The sequence below is a fragment of the Acinetobacter sp. XH1741 genome (assembly GCF_041021895.1).
In the GTDB taxonomy this organism is placed as follows: Bacteria; Pseudomonadota; Gammaproteobacteria; order Pseudomonadales; family Moraxellaceae; genus Acinetobacter.
The window spans coordinates 2,504,843-2,520,773 of sequence record NZ_CP157428.1 but is presented as its reverse complement, the minus strand read 5'-3'; the positions used below and the strand labels follow the sequence as shown (position 1 = coordinate 2,520,773).

The 15,931-nt window shown below is 35.7% G+C and carries 12 protein-coding genes and 2 pseudogenes; 6 read left to right on the top strand and 8 right to left on the bottom strand.

Features of this window, described 5'->3' with window-relative positions; genetic code table 11:
- Window positions 1–32: 32 nt before the first annotated feature.
- On the bottom strand, window positions 33–1,319 hold the full coding sequence (locus ABLB96_RS11955; protein ID WP_348898326.1) for an MFS transporter: 1,287 nt from the start codon (window positions 1,317–1,319) through the stop codon (window positions 33–35).
- Window positions 1,320–1,833: 514 nt separating this feature from the next.
- Here ABLB96_RS11955 and ABLB96_RS11950 point away from each other — a divergent pair.
- Window positions 1,834–4,050 carry a TonB-dependent siderophore receptor gene (locus tag ABLB96_RS11950; RefSeq protein ID WP_348898325.1) on the top strand — a complete coding sequence of 739 codons (2,217 nt, stop codon included), beginning with the start codon at window positions 1,834–1,836 and terminating at the stop codon, window positions 4,048–4,050.
- Window positions 4,051–4,103: 53 nt separating this feature from the next.
- Here ABLB96_RS11950 and ABLB96_RS11945 read toward each other — a convergent pair whose 3' ends face one another.
- The gene (locus ABLB96_RS11945) at window positions 4,104–5,522 is read right to left on the bottom strand and encodes an aspartate ammonia-lyase (protein WP_348898324.1); all 1,419 of its coding nucleotides are present in this window, start codon (window positions 5,520–5,522) and stop codon (window positions 4,104–4,106) included.
- A 412-nt stretch (window positions 5,523–5,934) separates the two neighbouring features.
- On the opposite strand from ABLB96_RS11945, the gene ABLB96_RS11940 reads away from it, so the two are divergent.
- The 4 genes and pseudogenes from ABLB96_RS11940 to ABLB96_RS11925 form a co-directional block, all read left to right on the top strand.
- Entirely contained in the window at window positions 5,935–6,123 is a 189-nt protein-coding gene (locus tag ABLB96_RS11940) for a hypothetical protein (RefSeq protein WP_348898323.1), read from the top strand.
- An 83-nt stretch (window positions 6,124–6,206) separates the two neighbouring features.
- Window positions 6,207–6,428, top strand: coding sequence for a hypothetical protein (locus ABLB96_RS11935; RefSeq protein ID WP_309454538.1), 222 nt, complete (start codon window positions 6,207–6,209; stop codon window positions 6,426–6,428).
- A gap of 797 nt (window positions 6,429–7,225) precedes the next feature.
- A complete protein-coding gene (locus ABLB96_RS11930) occupies window positions 7,226–8,119 on the top strand; it encodes a LysR substrate-binding domain-containing protein (RefSeq protein ID WP_348898322.1) in 894 nt (297 codons plus the stop codon).
- A 239-nt stretch (window positions 8,120–8,358) separates the two neighbouring features.
- Window positions 8,359–8,808, top strand: a pseudogene (locus tag ABLB96_RS11925) (LysR family transcriptional regulator); the annotation flags it as partial.
- A gap of 62 nt (window positions 8,809–8,870) precedes the next feature.
- Here ABLB96_RS11925 and ABLB96_RS11920 read toward each other — a convergent pair.
- Window positions 8,871–10,003 (bottom strand): IS3 family transposase gene (locus ABLB96_RS11920; protein ID WP_225367773.1). Its coding sequence is split into 2 segments (ribosomal slippage): window positions 8,871–9,751 and window positions 9,751–10,003, totalling 1,134 coding nucleotides; the frame shifts between segments, so codons are not numbered across the junction.
- A gap of 87 nt (window positions 10,004–10,090) precedes the next feature.
- On the opposite strand from ABLB96_RS11920, the pseudogene ABLB96_RS11915 reads away from it, so the two are divergent.
- Window positions 10,091–10,540 (top strand): annotated as a pseudogene (locus ABLB96_RS11915) (LysR substrate-binding domain-containing protein); the annotation flags it as partial.
- 62 nt (window positions 10,541–10,602) lie between these two features.
- Here the strand turns inward: ABLB96_RS11915 and ABLB96_RS11910 are convergent.
- The 5 genes from ABLB96_RS11910 to ABLB96_RS11890 all read right to left on the bottom strand — a co-directional run bounded on the left by ABLB96_RS11910 (window position 10,603) and on the right by ABLB96_RS11890 (window position 15,838).
- The gene (locus ABLB96_RS11910) at window positions 10,603–11,775 is read right to left on the bottom strand and encodes a thiolase family protein (RefSeq protein ID WP_348897636.1); all 1,173 of its coding nucleotides are present in this window, start codon (window positions 11,773–11,775) and stop codon (window positions 10,603–10,605) included.
- Between the two features lie 65 nt (window positions 11,776–11,840).
- Window positions 11,841–13,250: a TIGR00366 family protein gene (locus tag ABLB96_RS11905; RefSeq protein ID WP_348897637.1), complete on the bottom strand. Its 1,410-nt coding sequence runs from the start codon at window positions 13,248–13,250 to the stop codon at window positions 11,841–11,843.
- A 114-nt stretch (window positions 13,251–13,364) separates the two neighbouring features.
- A complete protein-coding gene (locus ABLB96_RS11900) occupies window positions 13,365–14,006 on the bottom strand; it encodes a 3-oxoacid CoA-transferase subunit B (RefSeq protein WP_348897638.1) in 642 nt (213 codons plus the stop codon).
- Window position 14,007: 1 nt separating this feature from the next.
- Window positions 14,008–14,712 (bottom strand): CoA transferase subunit A, encoded by a 705-nt coding sequence (locus ABLB96_RS11895; protein WP_174753551.1) that lies wholly within the window; start codon window positions 14,710–14,712, stop codon window positions 14,008–14,010.
- Window positions 14,713–14,956: 244 nt separating this feature from the next.
- Window positions 14,957–15,838 (bottom strand): LysR family transcriptional regulator, encoded by an 882-nt coding sequence (locus ABLB96_RS11890; protein WP_348897639.1) that lies wholly within the window; start codon window positions 15,836–15,838, stop codon window positions 14,957–14,959.
- Between the last annotated feature and the right edge of the window lie 93 nt (window positions 15,839–15,931).

Genomic DNA, 15,931 nt, shown 5'->3' with positions numbered 1-15,931 from the left:
AAAACTTTAGAAGAATATCTAGGTCTTACTTTTTAATGATCATGTTCTAAATAATCAGGTTTTTTCGGAAGCGCAAGGCTACATAAGAAACAAATAATGAGCATGACAATAACATAAACAAAGAATGTATTTTCAATTCCAGCAGCTTTAAACTGCAAGGCAACTGAAGGTGCAGAACCACCAAAAAGGGCATTACCTACTGCATAAGAGAATCCTACACCCAAAGCTCGTACATGAGGTGGGAACATTTCAGCTTTTACTAAACCACTAATGGAAGTATAGAAGCTGAGTAACATCATCATAAAGATGAGTAGCAATGTAATGATAATCGGAGAGTCAATATTGGCACGCATCCCGACCACCATAACTGGATAGATAAAAATGGCGGACAATAAGCTAAACGCCAGCATTGAAGAGCGTCGTCCAATACGGTCCGAAATTGCACCAAATACGGGTTGGGCACACATATAGACAAATAATGCGAAGGTCATGATATAACCAACGGTTTTTCCATCCATCCCTAAATTGGTTAAGTAAGTTTTTGAATAAACAGTTTCTACATAAAACGTTAATGAACCAGCAGAAGTATATCCGACCACCAATAAAAAGGTTTTCCAGTGCTTTTTAAAGAGTTCTCTTAAGCTACCAGATTCTTTTCGTTCACTATCTTGATGAGAAAGTGTTTCTTCTAAACGACTACGGGCAAGCAAAGATAAAATTGCTGCAATACCGCCAATAATAAATGGAATACGCCAACCACCATCAAGTAATTGTTGTTCGCTTAAAAACGTTAATAAAATTACACCGAGTAAGCTTGCGAGTAACTGACCACCAGAGAGGGTGACATATTGGAAAGACGAATAAAAACCACGTTGACCTTTTAAGCCTAATTCACTCATGTAGGTCGCAACGGCACCATATTCTCCACCTACAGACAAACCTTGAAGTAACCGAACAAGGAGTAAAAGAAAAGGTGCAAATAAACCAACTTGTTCATAAGTTGGTAGGGCTGCAAACAGAAAAGAACTTAATGCCATGAGACAGATTGAGATGATCATCGACTTTTTACGGCCATGTCGATCGGCAATACGACCAAATAACCAGCTTCCAATTGGGCGCATAAAGAAGCTTGCAGCAAATACACCCCAAACATAAATAGATTTGGTTGTGCTATCCATATCTGGTGCAGTTAAAGCTTGAGTAAAGTAGGCTGCAAACACTGCATAAATATAAAAATCAAACCATTCAACTAAATTACCAGAAGCTGCACCTACAATCCCACCGATCCTGCTACGTTTTTCTTCCTGAGTATATGTCATATTTCTTCCATCATTTTGCAGACAAAAACGAGGAATTTTGGGGTATGCTGAATAGAAATAGAATGAACTCTTAAATATCACTCAATCCTGAGCATGTCCTTAAATTCCTAACCATTCATTTTTTCTAATTTTAAAATTCAATTCTAGTGAGATTACGTCCTTTTGTTCGATTTAAAGATGTTTTTACCGATAATCGAACACTTTCACCCACTTAAATTGATAATTAATTGTATTTAAAATCAGTGAGCTAATTTAACAACCGTATTTTGTATAGTATTTCTCCTTTTTAGCACTATTTTGAGCTTAAGTTTATTTTGAATATTTGGTAATACTTAAAAATTTATAGCATCAATTCTTAAGAAAATAAAAGAAATTTATATAATGAGAAGTTCATAAAAGTTGTATCAAATTCACTTAATCGAAAAAATACAGAATGTGTTGTTTCTCAATATATGTAGCTGTATTCTTGCGGGGCTAAAAATAGGCTCAGCAGTTACTTCAAGCGCTTCAAATTATGCACGGTATGGCAGGTAGTTATTCAATGGAAAGACGTTCGTTAAATCTTCACTTCATGACATGTTCTAAAACAGCATTGGCTTCATCTATTGCACTCATAACATCTGTCGTCTATGCAAATGAAGCGGAGGTTTCTCAGCTCCCAACCATTACTGTGAACGCCACACAAAATAGTGATGCGTTATATACATCCAAAAAAGTTAATTTATCTGGTTTTCAAACTGGCGATGTAAAGAAAGTTCCTGCCTCTATTACAACCATTACTTCTGAGCGCCTAGCAGATCAGCATGCAAAAACGCTGACTGATGTTGTTAAAAATGACTCCTCGTTAGGAGATGGTTACGCAGCTATTGGCTACTATCCAAACTTTGTAGCACGAGGTTTTGCGCTCGATCTAGGTTCAAGTTATCTCATTAATGGCCATACTGTACGTGGTGAGCAAAATGTAGCTTTAGAAAATAAAGAGCAAGTTGAGATTTTAAAAGGTATTTCTGCGATTCAAAGTGGAATGTCGACACCAGGCGGTGTTGTTAACTATGTAACAAAAAGACCTGCCGATGTTAAAAACATTACCGTAGATGCAAATTCAGAAGGTGGCTATACACTGGCAACGGATGTAGGCGGCTTTTTAAATGATAGTTTTGGCTATCGAGTCAATTTAGCGCATGAAAGTATTCATCCAAATGTTGATCATGCAAATGGTAAACGTGAGTTTGGCTCAGTAGCTTTAGACTGGAAAATTAATGATCGCTCTAAATTACTGTTTGATATTGAAGCTCAGCGTCAAAGTCAACGCTCAGTACCGGGCTATCAACTGCTTGATGGACAAGTGCCAACAAATGTAGATCAAGACCGTTTATTGGGATATCAGTCTTGGAGTAAACCTGTTGTAAATAACAGTCTAAATGCGAGTTTAAAATATCAATATGCATTCAATGATCAATGGAATGGTAGCTTAAGCGCGTCACAAAGCCGTGTTGTGATTGACGATAATAGTGCTTTCCCATGGGGATGCTATAGCAGCATTTGTGAAGTTAATGGTTTGGGTAATACTTTTGATAAACACGGTAATTATGACATTTACGATTTCCGAAGCCCAGATGACACACGTATAACTAATCAGTTTGCTGCTGGGTTAAATGGTCAGTTCAGTACGGCCAATATTCAGCATCAAGTTGCTTTCGAAATACAGCGTACTTATAAAACTTTAAAATACCATACACCACTTAATGTAGTGGTCGGAACAGGCAATATCTATCAAGATACGATTGACTATAATCCTTCAACGGAAAGCCCAGGCGATCGTTATAAAGTTTTAGAAAGTGATCAGACGGCATTCACCATATCTGACCGTGTCCAATTTAATGATCAATGGTCAACTTTATTAGGTGGAAAACTTATTCACCTTGACGAGCAAGCTTATAATTCAGATGGGCAGCAAAGCCGAGATACAGACTTAAATAAGTTTTTACCACAATTAGCGCTCACGTATAGCCCAACTGCTACAACTAATCTTTATGCTTCATATGCCAAAGGTTTGTCAGATGGTGGTGAAGCTCCATGGTATACAAACAATGTCAAATATGGCATTGGGCCCCAGATATTATCACCTAGAAATTCTGAACAATATGAACTTGGTATTAAACAACAAATACGTAACTTCCTAGTAACAGCAGCTTTTTTTGATTTAAAACAAGATAATCAATATAGCAAAGTGAATGCAGACGGGACTTTCGATTTTATTGAACAAGGCAAACAGCACAACCAAGGTATTGAACTCGGTTTAGCAGGTGCTTTAACTGATACACTTGATGTAAGTTCGGGTGTTACCTATACCAAATCTCGTCTTGTTGATATTGATACTGACAGCTACAAAGGTCATCAAACTCAGAATGTGCCAAAAGTACGCGCAACAGCCCAGCTATCTTATAAAGTACCTTCAATTGAAGGGTTAAGATTACTCAGTGGCATGCAATACAGTAGTAGTAAATATGCAAATAAAGAGGGAACTGCAAAAGTAGGTGGATACAGCGTCTTTAATATTGGTGCTGCCTATAAAACAAATTTTGCTGGGCATGACACTACTTTTAGATTCAATATTGATAACTTATTTAATAAGAAATATTGGCGCGATGTAGGTGCATTTATGGGTGATGACTATTTATTCTTAGGTAACCCTCGTACAGCCCAATTCTCTACAACGTTTAGTTTTTAAAATATAAACAAATAAAAAAGGAGCTTATGAAAGCTCCTTTTTTATTTCAGGAATTAAGCCGACATTTTAGGTTTAACCATATTATTAATCGACAAGATATCATCAAGCACTTGTGCTGATAATAAACCTTCGTTCTGAACTAAAGCCAATACGCTTTGTCCAGTTTCGTTTGCAGTTTTAGCAATACGAGTTGTTGTTTCATAACCTAGGTATGGATTAAGTGCAGTCACAATACCAATTGAGTTTTCAACTAAAGCCTTACAGTGCTCAGGGTTCGCCGTAATAGTATCGATACATTTACTTTGGAACATTGCCATTGCTTTACCAAGCAGATCCATAGATTCAAATAATTTGAATGCAATAAGTGGTTCCATTGCATTTAACTGTAATTGACCTGCTTCAGCAGCTAAAGTTACAGCCAAATCATTTGCAATAATCTGGAAACAAGCCAAATTCATCGCTTCAGGAATAACTGGATTTACTTTACCAGGCATGATCGAACTACCAGGTTGACGAGCTTCTAAGTTAATTTCATTGATACCAGTACGTGGACCACTTGAAAGTAAACGTAAGTCATTGGCAATTTTAGAAAGTTTAGTTGCGGTGCGTTTGAGTAAACCAGATAAAAGAACAAAGTCACCCATATCTGAAGTTGCTTCAATTAAATCGGGAGATGATTTAATTTTCTTATCAGAGATTCTTGCAAGCGCTTGAATAGCGAGTTCACGGTAACTATATTCAGTGGTAATACCAGTACCAATCGCTGTACCGCCAAGGTTCATATAAGCTAGAACATTTGGAATAAGTGTATTAATTTGCTCAAGGTCTTTTTGCAGAGTAACCGCAAAAGCACCAAATTCCTGACCTAAAGTCATAGGTACAGCGTCTTGTAACTGAGTACGACCCATTTTTAAGATGTGCGCAAACTCTTGAGACTTGTTAAGGAAGCTAAGAATCAAATTGTTAAATGGAAGATTTAACTCATCTAAGCTAAGTAATAGACCTAAACGGATTGCAGTAGGGTATACATCGTTTGTTGATTGCGACATGTTAATGTCGTTATTTGGGTGCAAATATTGATATTGACCTTTTGCATGCCCCATATATTCTAAAGCAACGTTTGCTAATACTTCATTAGCATTCATATTAGTTGAAGTACCAGCACCACCTTGTAACATATCAATTGGGAACTGGTCGTAGAAGTTACCGCGAATAAGCTGATTACAGCTGTATTCAATCGCTTCAAATTTAGTTTGATCTAAGTTTTTAAGATTATGGTTTGCTTCAGCACAGGCTAATTTAACCATAGCTAATGCTTTAATTAAATTAGGGAAATTTCCAACTTTGCTATTTGTTAAGTTGAAATTTTCTAAAGCACGTAATGTTTGAACTCCGTAATAATGGTCATTATTGATCTCTCTATGACCAATAAGATCCTTCTCAATACGGGTAGTAATATCAGCGTTCATCATTAAACTTCGAATCATTAAAGATGATTCATCTTAGAATTCGAAATGCTTCACTTCTAATGCATTTATTAAAGCAATTATGCATTTTTTGCATATCAAAAATTCTAGGATGTCAAAATCAATTTCACTGTATAGAGCTAAAAATATTTTAGAGATTATAAAATAAATAATATATTCAAATGCTTATTTGTATTTTTTGTATAAAGAACTAGGAAGCGAAATGAGAGTCCTTAAAAGTAGAGGAGACCTGATTGAATAGTCTTTGGCTAAAAGATTGATTAGATTATTTGAAATATCATGTGAATATTAACTTTTATGATCAAATAGTGAGTTTTATTTAATTATTTTTAATAAAATTGTGATGCATTTCACATAAAAATACATATAATACAGAAAATTTTGTTTTATTAAGTCTATGTTAAAAGTAACTGCTGCTTTAATGATACTAGGAAGTTTTACTTGTTACGTCCTTTTCGGACATCAAGAAAAACCTGAATCCAAAAGTTCACACATGCTTAAAGAAGCTAAGCAATCTATTCAAAATGCTGAGCTATCTATTCAAAAAGCCAAACAAAATATTCCTTTGGCATCTTATCAATCTTAATTCATAGAAATTATTGTTTATTCAATAGTTTTTAGAATGCAATTTTTGAAGATGTAGCGCTGTAAAGAGACAAATGCATGAGAATGAAGTTTACTGCATATGACCCTAACTCTGGTGAAAAACTGAGCTTGAAAGAGCATATTCATCACATGGATAAATACACAACTTATGTTTTTTATAGTGATGAAAAAGATAACATGGTTTTTAATCCTCAGAAAAAACAGATTTTTGAAATTAGCCAATACACTTCAAACATGATGGTTGAAATTTCAAGGAAGTTATACTATTTAATTGGCGAATATTAGATCATTTTATAGAGGTCTATGCTGACTGAAGACAGCTTTTAAAAGTTGATTTAACAATTTCTCTGTCCGCAAATAGATACTTTAGTATAATAGTCGGGATTATTTTTTTAGCTTATAATTTTTTAAATATTGTATTTAAATACAATAAATTATTATGACTACTTAAATCCTGAAATGAGGTAAGGTAATAATTGATGCATAAATTATTACCTTATCGCCCTATGCTAAAGGCAAATACTTTTTTTGATTGGGTAGAGTAGTAAAAGGTATAAATTTAACTTTTTAAAAGTTTTTGAATACTAGAATAGTGTAGCAATTAGGTACTTCCAAATTTAATCAATGACACAAGGATGAGTTATTGAAACAGTTCACAGTCCGCATTCTTCCCCAAGGTGCGGACTTTTTTTATCTATTCTAAAAGCGAAAATTTTTATTATTTCCCTAATGAGTTGATTAAATAAAAGCCAATACTTATTTTTCAAATTTATTGTACTTAAAGACTTGATTTATTTAATTGATGTTGGATTTTTATTTGATTTTATTAGTTTTTTTACTTTATCTTTATTTAAGTTCATTTCGTATCGCTTTAAAACAAATACTATTATTTTCTTATCTTCTTTTCTATGTCAAAATTATTAAATACTTTATTTTCATAGTTTGGCTTTGTCCTTACGCTTCTCCCATTTTTGCAGGTACTCCCTATGTTTTCTCATTTTTATCCATCACTCCATTTACTCATACTATTTCCCAAAAATATCAATTAATAAAATTATAAATCTAAAAAGGGAATAGATAAGATGAATTTAGAAGTTCGTTGGGTAGAGGATCTCCTCACATTAGAAAGTGAACGTTCGATTTCAAAAGCTGCAGAGAAAAGATTTATTAGTCAGTCTGCTTTTACTCGAAGAATTCAGCAAATTGAGGAAATGATTGGTGCTGAAGTCATTATTAGAAACAACAAAAATAATATCGAATTTACTGACATTGGACGAATTTTGTTAGTGATGTCTAAGAACATTGAAAAGCAGGTTGAGGAGACTGCAAAACTCATTAAGAATATTAAAAATGAAACTGAATCTACTATTCGTTTTTGCGTTGTTCACTCCTTAGCTTCTGGCTTTTTAACTACTTTTTTAAAGAAATTCCCTACACTTATTCGTGATTTAAAAATTGAAATCGTAGCAACAAATAGTGGCGAAGGCTTATCTTTATTAAAAGAGGGTGCCTGTGATTTCATGATTTGTTATGCAGATAAAAGCAATATTAGAAAAGTCGGAGATGATATTTTAAGTGGTATTAAAATTGCTGAAACAGTCATTGTACCTGTATCTGCAACTGAGCCTGACCATAGTCCTAAACATACAATTCAAAGTAATTTTGCTCTGCTTGCGTATAGTAAACATGCTTATTTAAGGAAGCTTGTTGACCAACTCATTGAGGGTAAACTGATATATAAAACATTATACGAAACAGACAATGCCACCAATTTAAAAGAGCTGGTTCTACAAGGGTTGGGTGTTGCATGGATTCCAAAAATTAACGTTGAAGATGACCTTGCCGCTGGAAAATTAGTCATTTTGGACCAGCAAGATTATTGTCTTGCTCAAGATATTTATATCTTTAAAAATAATTTGAGTGATAATAAATCGGTACAACAAATATGGAATGGTTTTAAAGCCCAGCAAGAATAATAGGTTCCTATTTGAAATGGGTGAGGTTCACGAGATTTATATATAAATTAATCAAATAAGTGGATTATGCTTTGGTCTTTACGATGAAAGGCGTTATAAAGCATTGCCCCTCGTCTAAATTCTTTGTTAATTTAGAGTAAATATCAATAAGTCAAAAGTAGGGTATCGAGATACCCTTGCATTTCATACCTGCTTTGAACTTATTTTCAATGGACTATTTAGTCCAAGCGGAGACAATTTTGTTTGATCTAGACAGTAGATTATTAAATATTTTTTATCATATTTATCGGTTCAAAAGTGTTTCAATGGCCGCAGATGCCATCGGTTTAACACAACCGAGTGTAAGTAACGGTCTAAACAAAATTCGCCAACATTTTAATGATCCTTTGTTTATTCGAGTTGGAAATGAAATGATTCCGACCGAACTTGCAAAGCAGATTTTTCCTTTAATTAGTGAAGTTATTGATAAAGTTGAAAGTATTAATAACTTTAATGTGAACTTTGATCCCTTAACGTCTGATCAATTATTTACCATTGCAATGACTGATGTATCCCATTTAGTTTTATTGCCGCAGTTAACCAACTACTTAAAAGAAAAAGCGCCTCTCATTCGTTTAAATATTAGACCTATTACGCCTGAAACCAGTTATCAAATGGCAAACGGTGAAATTGATCTTGCCATAGGCTTTCAGAGGTGGTCCCACATGTTTGAACAACTAAAAGCTTATTTATAAGTGATACTCTGCTCTAGTTAAGCTACCTTATTTTGTTGTGGTAGCTGGTCATAGTAAAACTCATCTGGAGTCATTTTGTCCAGACTCGAATGAGGTCGTTTCAAATTATAAAATTCAAAATATGCGTTTAATTGCTTCTTCGCATCCAAAACATTGCTGTAGGCTTTGAGATACACCTCTTCATATTTAACGCTCCGCCATAATCGTTCAACCATCACATTATCAACCCATCGACCTTTACCATCCATGCTGATTTGGATGTCATTTGATTTCAATACATCAATAAATGCATCACTGGTAAACTGACTGCCTTGGTCTGTATTAAATATTTCAGGTCGACCATATTTTTCAATAGCTTCATTTAATGTTTCTATGCAAAATGTAACCTCCATACTAATCGATACTCTATGCGCAAGTACCTTGCGGCTATGCCAATCAATCACAGCACATAAATAAACAAAGCCTTTTGCCATAGGGATATACGTTATATCCGTAGACCACACTTGATTACTGCGCTGAATAGCCAATCCTTTGAGCAGATATGGATATTTGCGGTGAGCTTGATTAGCCTGGCTTAAATTTGGTTTGCAATATAACGCATTAATGCCCATTTTCTTCATTAAAGTACGTGTATGACGTCGTCCTATATGATGTCCTTGACGATTCAACAAATCACGCATCATACGGCTACCTGCAAAAGGGTATTGCATATGTAACTCATCCATACACCGCATCAGCTTCAGATCTGATGCACTCACAGGTTTTGGGCGATAGTAATAACAACCACGGGAGACTTTCAGCAGCTGAGCTTGCTTAGATACTGAAATCTGAAGTGAGTCATCGATTAACTTTTGTGGTTGAAGCGGCCCAGTTTCTTCAACACACCTTCTAAAAAATCAATTTCTAATGCCTGCTCACCGATTTTTGCATGTAGTTTTTTTAGATCGATGGGTGGTTCTGTTGGAGCTTTTGATTGATCGAAAGCTTGCGAGGAAGCTGAAATCAGTTGATTTTTCCAGTCGATAATTTGGTTTTGATGAACATCAAATTCAGCACTCAATTCAGCAAGTGTTTTTTCTGCTTTAATCGCAGCAAGTGCTACCTTAGCTTTAAAATCATTTGAATGATTTCTTCTTGGTCTACGTGCCATAAAATACTCCATATATTGATGTTTATAACATCATTTGGGGAGCAAAATATCACTTATAAGTGTTGTTCAAATTTCCTGATCCACCTCTTTCTACCACAGTTAGAAGAAGGTTTTTATCAGCAGAAATTTTTCCGTCAACATTATGTTGTGATGTGTTCAAAGAATCATCCTCGTTTAGACCCCAATAATTTTACTTTAGAAGATTATATGCGTGAGTATCATATCGATATTGATGCAGGTATTGGGCATTATCACATTAAAAATGAGCTTCAAAATAAGGGCTTAGATAGGAATATTCTAATTCGTTTACCCAGCTATTTAGGTGTGGGCTTAGTTGTTCAAGAAACTGATGCTATTGCCACTGTGCCATATTATTTAAGCCAAGTTTTATTGGTTAGAGAAAACTTACAGATTTTACCTGCACCTCTTGATTTTCCAACGTATGACGTTAAACAACATTGGCATATGTCTTGTCATCACAAGAGTAGTCATAAATGGTTCCGACAAACCTGTTACGAGCTATTTAGAACAGCTTAGATTTTTCTTGTAAAAAAAAGAAGATGTAAGAAAAGCCCTTACATCTTCTTTTAATTTTTTAATTAAATTTCAATCGCTACAGCGGTTGCTTCACCACCACCAATACATAGGGCAGCAACACCTTTCTTTTTACCTAAGCGTTTTAAAGCATAAATGAGAGAAAGGATAATTCTTGAACCCGTTGCCCCAATTGGATGACCTAAAGCACATGCGCCGCCATGTACGTTAACTTTTGCTTCATCAATGCCTAGCTCATGAATAGGTGCCATTGCCACCATTGCAAAAGCTTCATTAATTTCCCAAGCATCTACTTCATCAACTGACCAACCCGCACGCTCAAGTACTTTTTGAATTGCACTAATCGGGGCAATTGTAAATTCACTTGGATGCTGCGAATGAGTCGAAGTCGCCACAATTTTTGCTAAAGTATTTAAACCATGGGATTGTGCATATTCTTCAGTAGTCAGTACTAATGCAGCAGCACCATCAGAAATGGAGCTTGAGTTCGCTGCAGTAATTGTTCCGTCTTTACTAAAAGCAGGGCGTAAAGTTGGGATTTTCTCAAGATTAGCTTTTAATGGTTGCTCGTCTTGATCAACAACTTCGACACCTTTACGTGTTTTCACTTCTACAGGAACGATCTCGTCTTTGAAGTAACCTTCGGTAATTGCGGTTTGCGCTTTTTTAAGTGAAGAAATCGCAAAGTCATCCATTTGCTGACGTGTAAAGCCTTTCGTATTCGCCATATCTTGCGCAAAAGAACCCATTAAGCGGCCTGTTTCAGCATCTTCAAGGCCATCTAAAAACATATGGTCTTTAATTTCGCCGTGGCCCATACGGTAACCACCGCGAGCTTTGGGCAAAATATAAGGTGCATTGGTCATAGATTCCATGCCGCCAGCCACAATAATATTTGCACTGCCTGCTTTTAAAGTATCCGATGCCATTAATACTGCTTTCATAGCAGAGCCGCACAGTTTATTAATAGTAACTGCACCAACATGATCAGGTACACCAGCTTTACGCATTGCTTGACGAGCAGGGCCTTGGCCAATACCGGCACTGAGTACACAACCAAAAATAACTTCATCTACTTGTTCAGGTTTAACACCTGCGCGTTGGATCGATTCACGGATGACAGCAGCGCCAAGTTCTGGAGCGGTTAGAGAAGATAAACTGCCCTGAAAACCACCCATTGCAGTACGGCTACCTGAAACTATAACAATTGAACTCATCTTAATATCTCTTATTGGTGTTTTTGCTAAATTTGCCTTTAGCCGAAACTAAAGACTCCAGTAAATTAAAAAGTTGGAGGGGTGTAACTGAGCGTTCTACCAAAGAACCACAGTAAGAATAAAACTAATGGAAAATGCACAACGAGCTGAGTGACTGTAAAACCAATCACATCTTTTGCTTTTAGTTTTAAAATGCCTAACATTGGAAGCATAAAGAATGGATTGATTAAGTTTGGTAAAGCTTCAGCTGCATTATAAATTTGTACAGACCAGCCCAAATGAACCTTTAAATCATTTGCTGCTTGCATAACATATGGGGCTTCAATAATCCATTTTCCACCACCTGAAGGAACAAAGAATCCAAGTACGGCAGAGTAAACTCCCATCACAATGGCAAAGGTTTCTTTTGATGCGATAGAAACGAAAAACTCAGCAACATAGTGTGAAAGTGATAAGTCCTGACTGTTTAAAGCTTGCGTCATAATAAAAGCAATACTTCCGTAAAGTGGAAACTGAATTAAGATTCCTGATACGGCTGGAACTGCTTTTGAAACAGCATTTAAAAAGTTTCGTGGTGTTCCATGCAAGGCTAAACCTAGCATTAAAAATACAAAGTTGTATGTGTTCAAGCTTGAAATGGCAATGATTGGATTACTTTTTGAAAATTCAAAAAACATCCAGATTAAACCTAAAGCAACCACAATAATCGTTAAAATCGGTGAGTTTTCTAACCAGTCGCCTGGACGTGTAGATTTCTCTTCATTTAGTTTTTCTTCTTCAAACTGCACGTTAAAACTATCAATGGTTTTAACGTTATTACCTTTGGGAGCTGACCAATAGGCAATGGCGATTGAAACAATCACCAAAATAATGGTCATTGCAATTGATTGCCAAAGGAATATCGTTTCGGTAAATGGAATAACACCTGTTAAGTTATAAATAGATTCAGGCAAACTACTTTTATTTGCTTGAAGCTGTGCTGCTGAAGAACTGATTCCAAGTGCCCAAGTTGCACCCATACCAATGATTGCTGCCGCAGCCGCTGCGCGGTAATCCATATTTAGCTCTTTACGTTTTGCTAAAGCAATCACTAAAAGCGCTGTAAGAATGGTACTAACTGCCCAATTGACCAGTGAAATTAATAAGCTGACGGTTGCTACCAAAACAATAGCACCACGACCAGAACTTGGAATACGTGCCATTTTTTGAATTAAAAATTTTACGGGCTTAGATACAGAAACGACATAACCCACAATAATGAGCATGGTCATTTGCAGGGTAAATGGAATAAGACTCCAGAAACCATTACCGAATGAAGTTGCTACATCTTTAATTGGAGCACCAATACTTAAAGCGGCAATAGAGACTATAATGACGCCAAGTAATGCAAAAATATATGAATCAGGAAACCATTTTTCAGACCAGTTACTAATTCGAAGGGCAAATCTTTCAAAAATTCCTTGCTGTTTTTCCATAGCTCAAAAATCCTTCTCGTTCTTATTTATAAACAGCACATCCGGTGCTTAAAAGGTTAAGACCCAAACTCACTTGCTAGCTTGAGCCTTATACAGCTAATTAAATCTTAGAATTTACGCGACTAAGGTTTTATAAAAATCGACACCTGTAGCAGCTTGAATCTGTTCAAGCGTGACATCTTTAGCAAGTTCAATCAGTTCTACGCCTTGAGGTGTAATATCCATTACGCCTAAGTCAGTAATGACTCGGTGAACGACACCTTTACCTGTTAAAGGTAGGCTACAGTTTTTCACGATCTTTGGTGTACCGTCTTTTGCACAATGTTCCATAAGTACTACAACTTTTTGGACACCAACAACCAAGTCCATTGCACCGCCCATTCCTTTAACTTTTTTGCCAGGAATCATCCAGTTGGCTAAGTCACCATTTTCGGAAACTTCCATTGCACCTAAAATCGCAATGTTGACATGACCACCACGGATCATGGCAAAAGATTCTGAGCTTGAGAAAAAAGCAGCACCAGGACGAGCAGTAACAGTTTGTTTACCAGCGTTAATTAAATCGGCATCAACAGTTTCTTCAGTTGGGAACTCACCAATCCCTAATAGGCCATTTTCAGACTGAAGCCAAACATTAATATTTTCAGGAATATAATTAGCAACTAGGGTAGGTAGTCCAATACCTAAATTGACATAAAAACCGTCTTCAAGTTCTTTTGCAGCACGTTGTGCCATTTCATTGCGTGACCAAGCCATTTTACACTGCCTCCGTGCTTAAAGTTTTATGCTCAATACGTTTTTCAGGTGAAGCATTAAGTACAATGCGGTTTACATAGATACCCGCTAAATGGATCTCATCCGGATCCAATTCACCAATTTCAACAACCTGTTCAACTTCTGCGATAGTAATTTTTCCAGCCATTGCACATTCAGGGTTAAAATTTTGAGCAGTTTTACGGAATACTAAATTACCCGCTTTATCTGCTTTATAAGCTTTAACAAGTGCCACATCTGCTGTTAAAGATTCTTCTAAAATATAATTTTTGCCATTAAAAGTACGTTCTTCTTTACCTTCCGCAATGAGTGTACCTACACCAGTTTGAGTATAAAAAGCAGGAATTCCTGCACCGCCAGCGCGTAATTTTTCAGCTAAAGTGCCTTGAGGAGTAAGCTCGACATCGAGTTCACCATTTAAATATTGGCGTTCGAATTCTTTGTTTTCTCCAACATAAGAAGAAATCATTTTTTTGATTTGTTTAGTTTGAAGTAAAATGCCTAAACCAAAATCATCTATACCAGCATTATTCGAAATACAAGTTAGACCAGTTACACCGCTTTGCTTTACTGCAACAATCAGTTTTTCAGGAATTCCGCATAAACCAAAACCGCCTACAGCGAGTGTTTGATTATCTGCAATAACATCTTTCAGTGCTGCCTCTGCATTGGCATAAACTTTATTCATTCTGTTGTTTTCCTATATCCCTTAGTAGTTTAGTTTTAGCATCACATTTTGCGTTATAGAAGTTAATTTTTTTAAAGGATTAATAAGTATAATCAATGAATGGCAGCAAATTCGCAACAAAAGATAAGAAAGATAAAAGCGAATTATCTTAAAAATAATCATTCAATTTATTGAAATTTATAACTATTAATAAATTTCACTTAAACGCAGGGGTAACTCATCCTAAAATACAGTCTTTAATTTTTTAAAATTTATATTGAACTAAAGCCTCAATAAATTGAGTAGAAATATTTGAAATTTCAAAATTCTTTTTATAAACAATTCCCACTGTCTTATGAATAGCCTCATCCTTTAATTCAATGAGTACGTTATGTTCTTTATCGATGTGTTTGGCAAAATGCCTTGGTATAGCACTCACACCAATTCCATAAGCAACAAAACTTGAAAGTGATGAAATTTGATGGCATTCAACTTTCAAATCGAGTGTTATATTATTTCGCAAACAATTTTGCTCAACTAAATATCGAACAATGGAAGGTTTTTGCAAAGTTACAAATGGGTTTGAACAAAGCTCATGCCATGTAATAGAGGGCGATTGAGCAAGTGGGTGAGTCTTTGGTAATAGCGCCAAGAAATCTTCTTCAAATAGAGGCTTAAATTCTAAGCCTTCGGTGAGATCGGGTTCAAAGCAAATGCCAAGCTCGAAAATACCATCTTGAACTTTTTCTATAATGGTCTCATTTGGAATATCGTGAATTGAAAAGTTGAGATTGGGATGAAGTGCTAAAAATTGATGAATGACCTCAGGTAGAATTGCATGAGTCACAAAAGGCATTGAAGCAATACTTAAAGTTCCCCGATTAAGCTTAAAGCGTTGTTTGACATCATTCTCCATCTCATCCCAATTGGCGAGCAATTTTTTAGCATAGGGAATGAGGGATTTGCCTTCTTGGGTAAGCTCAACACGGCGTGTATTACGGTTAAACAGTTTACCGCCTAATTCTTCTTCTAAGCTTTTAATGGTGAGGCTTAAAGCAGATTGACTGAGATGTAGCTCTAAAGAAGCATTGGCATAGTTGAGTGTACGCGCAAGTGCTAAAAAAGCTTTTAGTTGTTTAAGCGTCATTTCATTCCTTTAGATTACTCAACTTACCTAGAAGGGTAATTTATACGAAAATTTGCCTAATATGATGTTTTTTGACAAAAAAATTAAGAAAAA

What these genes read in the sequence shown, in the direction of transcription:
- ABLB96_RS11955 (WP_348898326.1), bottom strand. Translation starts at nt 1,319, where the DNA reads ATGACATATACTCAGGAAGAAAAACGTAGCAGGATCGGTGGGATTGTA.
- ABLB96_RS11950 (WP_348898325.1), top strand. Translation starts at nt 1,834, where the DNA reads ATGCACGGTATGGCAGGTAGTTATTCAATGGAAAGACGTTCGTTAAAT.
- ABLB96_RS11945 (WP_348898324.1), bottom strand. Translation starts at nt 5,522, where the DNA reads ATGATGAACGCTGATATTACTACCCGTATTGAGAAGGATCTTATTGGT.
- ABLB96_RS11940 (WP_348898323.1), top strand. Translation starts at nt 5,935, where the DNA reads ATGTTAAAAGTAACTGCTGCTTTAATGATACTAGGAAGTTTTACTTGT.
- ABLB96_RS11935 (WP_309454538.1), top strand. Translation starts at nt 6,207, where the DNA reads ATGAAGTTTACTGCATATGACCCTAACTCTGGTGAAAAACTGAGCTTG.
- ABLB96_RS11930 (WP_348898322.1), top strand. Translation starts at nt 7,226, where the DNA reads ATGAATTTAGAAGTTCGTTGGGTAGAGGATCTCCTCACATTAGAAAGT.
- ABLB96_RS11910 (WP_348897636.1), bottom strand. Translation starts at nt 11,775, where the DNA reads ATGAGTTCAATTGTTATAGTTTCAGGTAGCCGTACTGCAATGGGTGGT.
- ABLB96_RS11905 (WP_348897637.1), bottom strand. Translation starts at nt 13,250, where the DNA reads ATGGAAAAACAGCAAGGAATTTTTGAAAGATTTGCCCTTCGAATTAGT.
- ABLB96_RS11900 (WP_348897638.1), bottom strand. Translation starts at nt 14,006, where the DNA reads ATGGCTTGGTCACGCAATGAAATGGCACAACGTGCTGCAAAAGAACTT.
- ABLB96_RS11895 (WP_174753551.1), bottom strand. Translation starts at nt 14,712, where the DNA reads ATGAATAAAGTTTATGCCAATGCAGAGGCAGCACTGAAAGATGTTATT.
- ABLB96_RS11890 (WP_348897639.1), bottom strand. Translation starts at nt 15,838, where the DNA reads ATGACGCTTAAACAACTAAAAGCTTTTTTAGCACTTGCGCGTACACTC.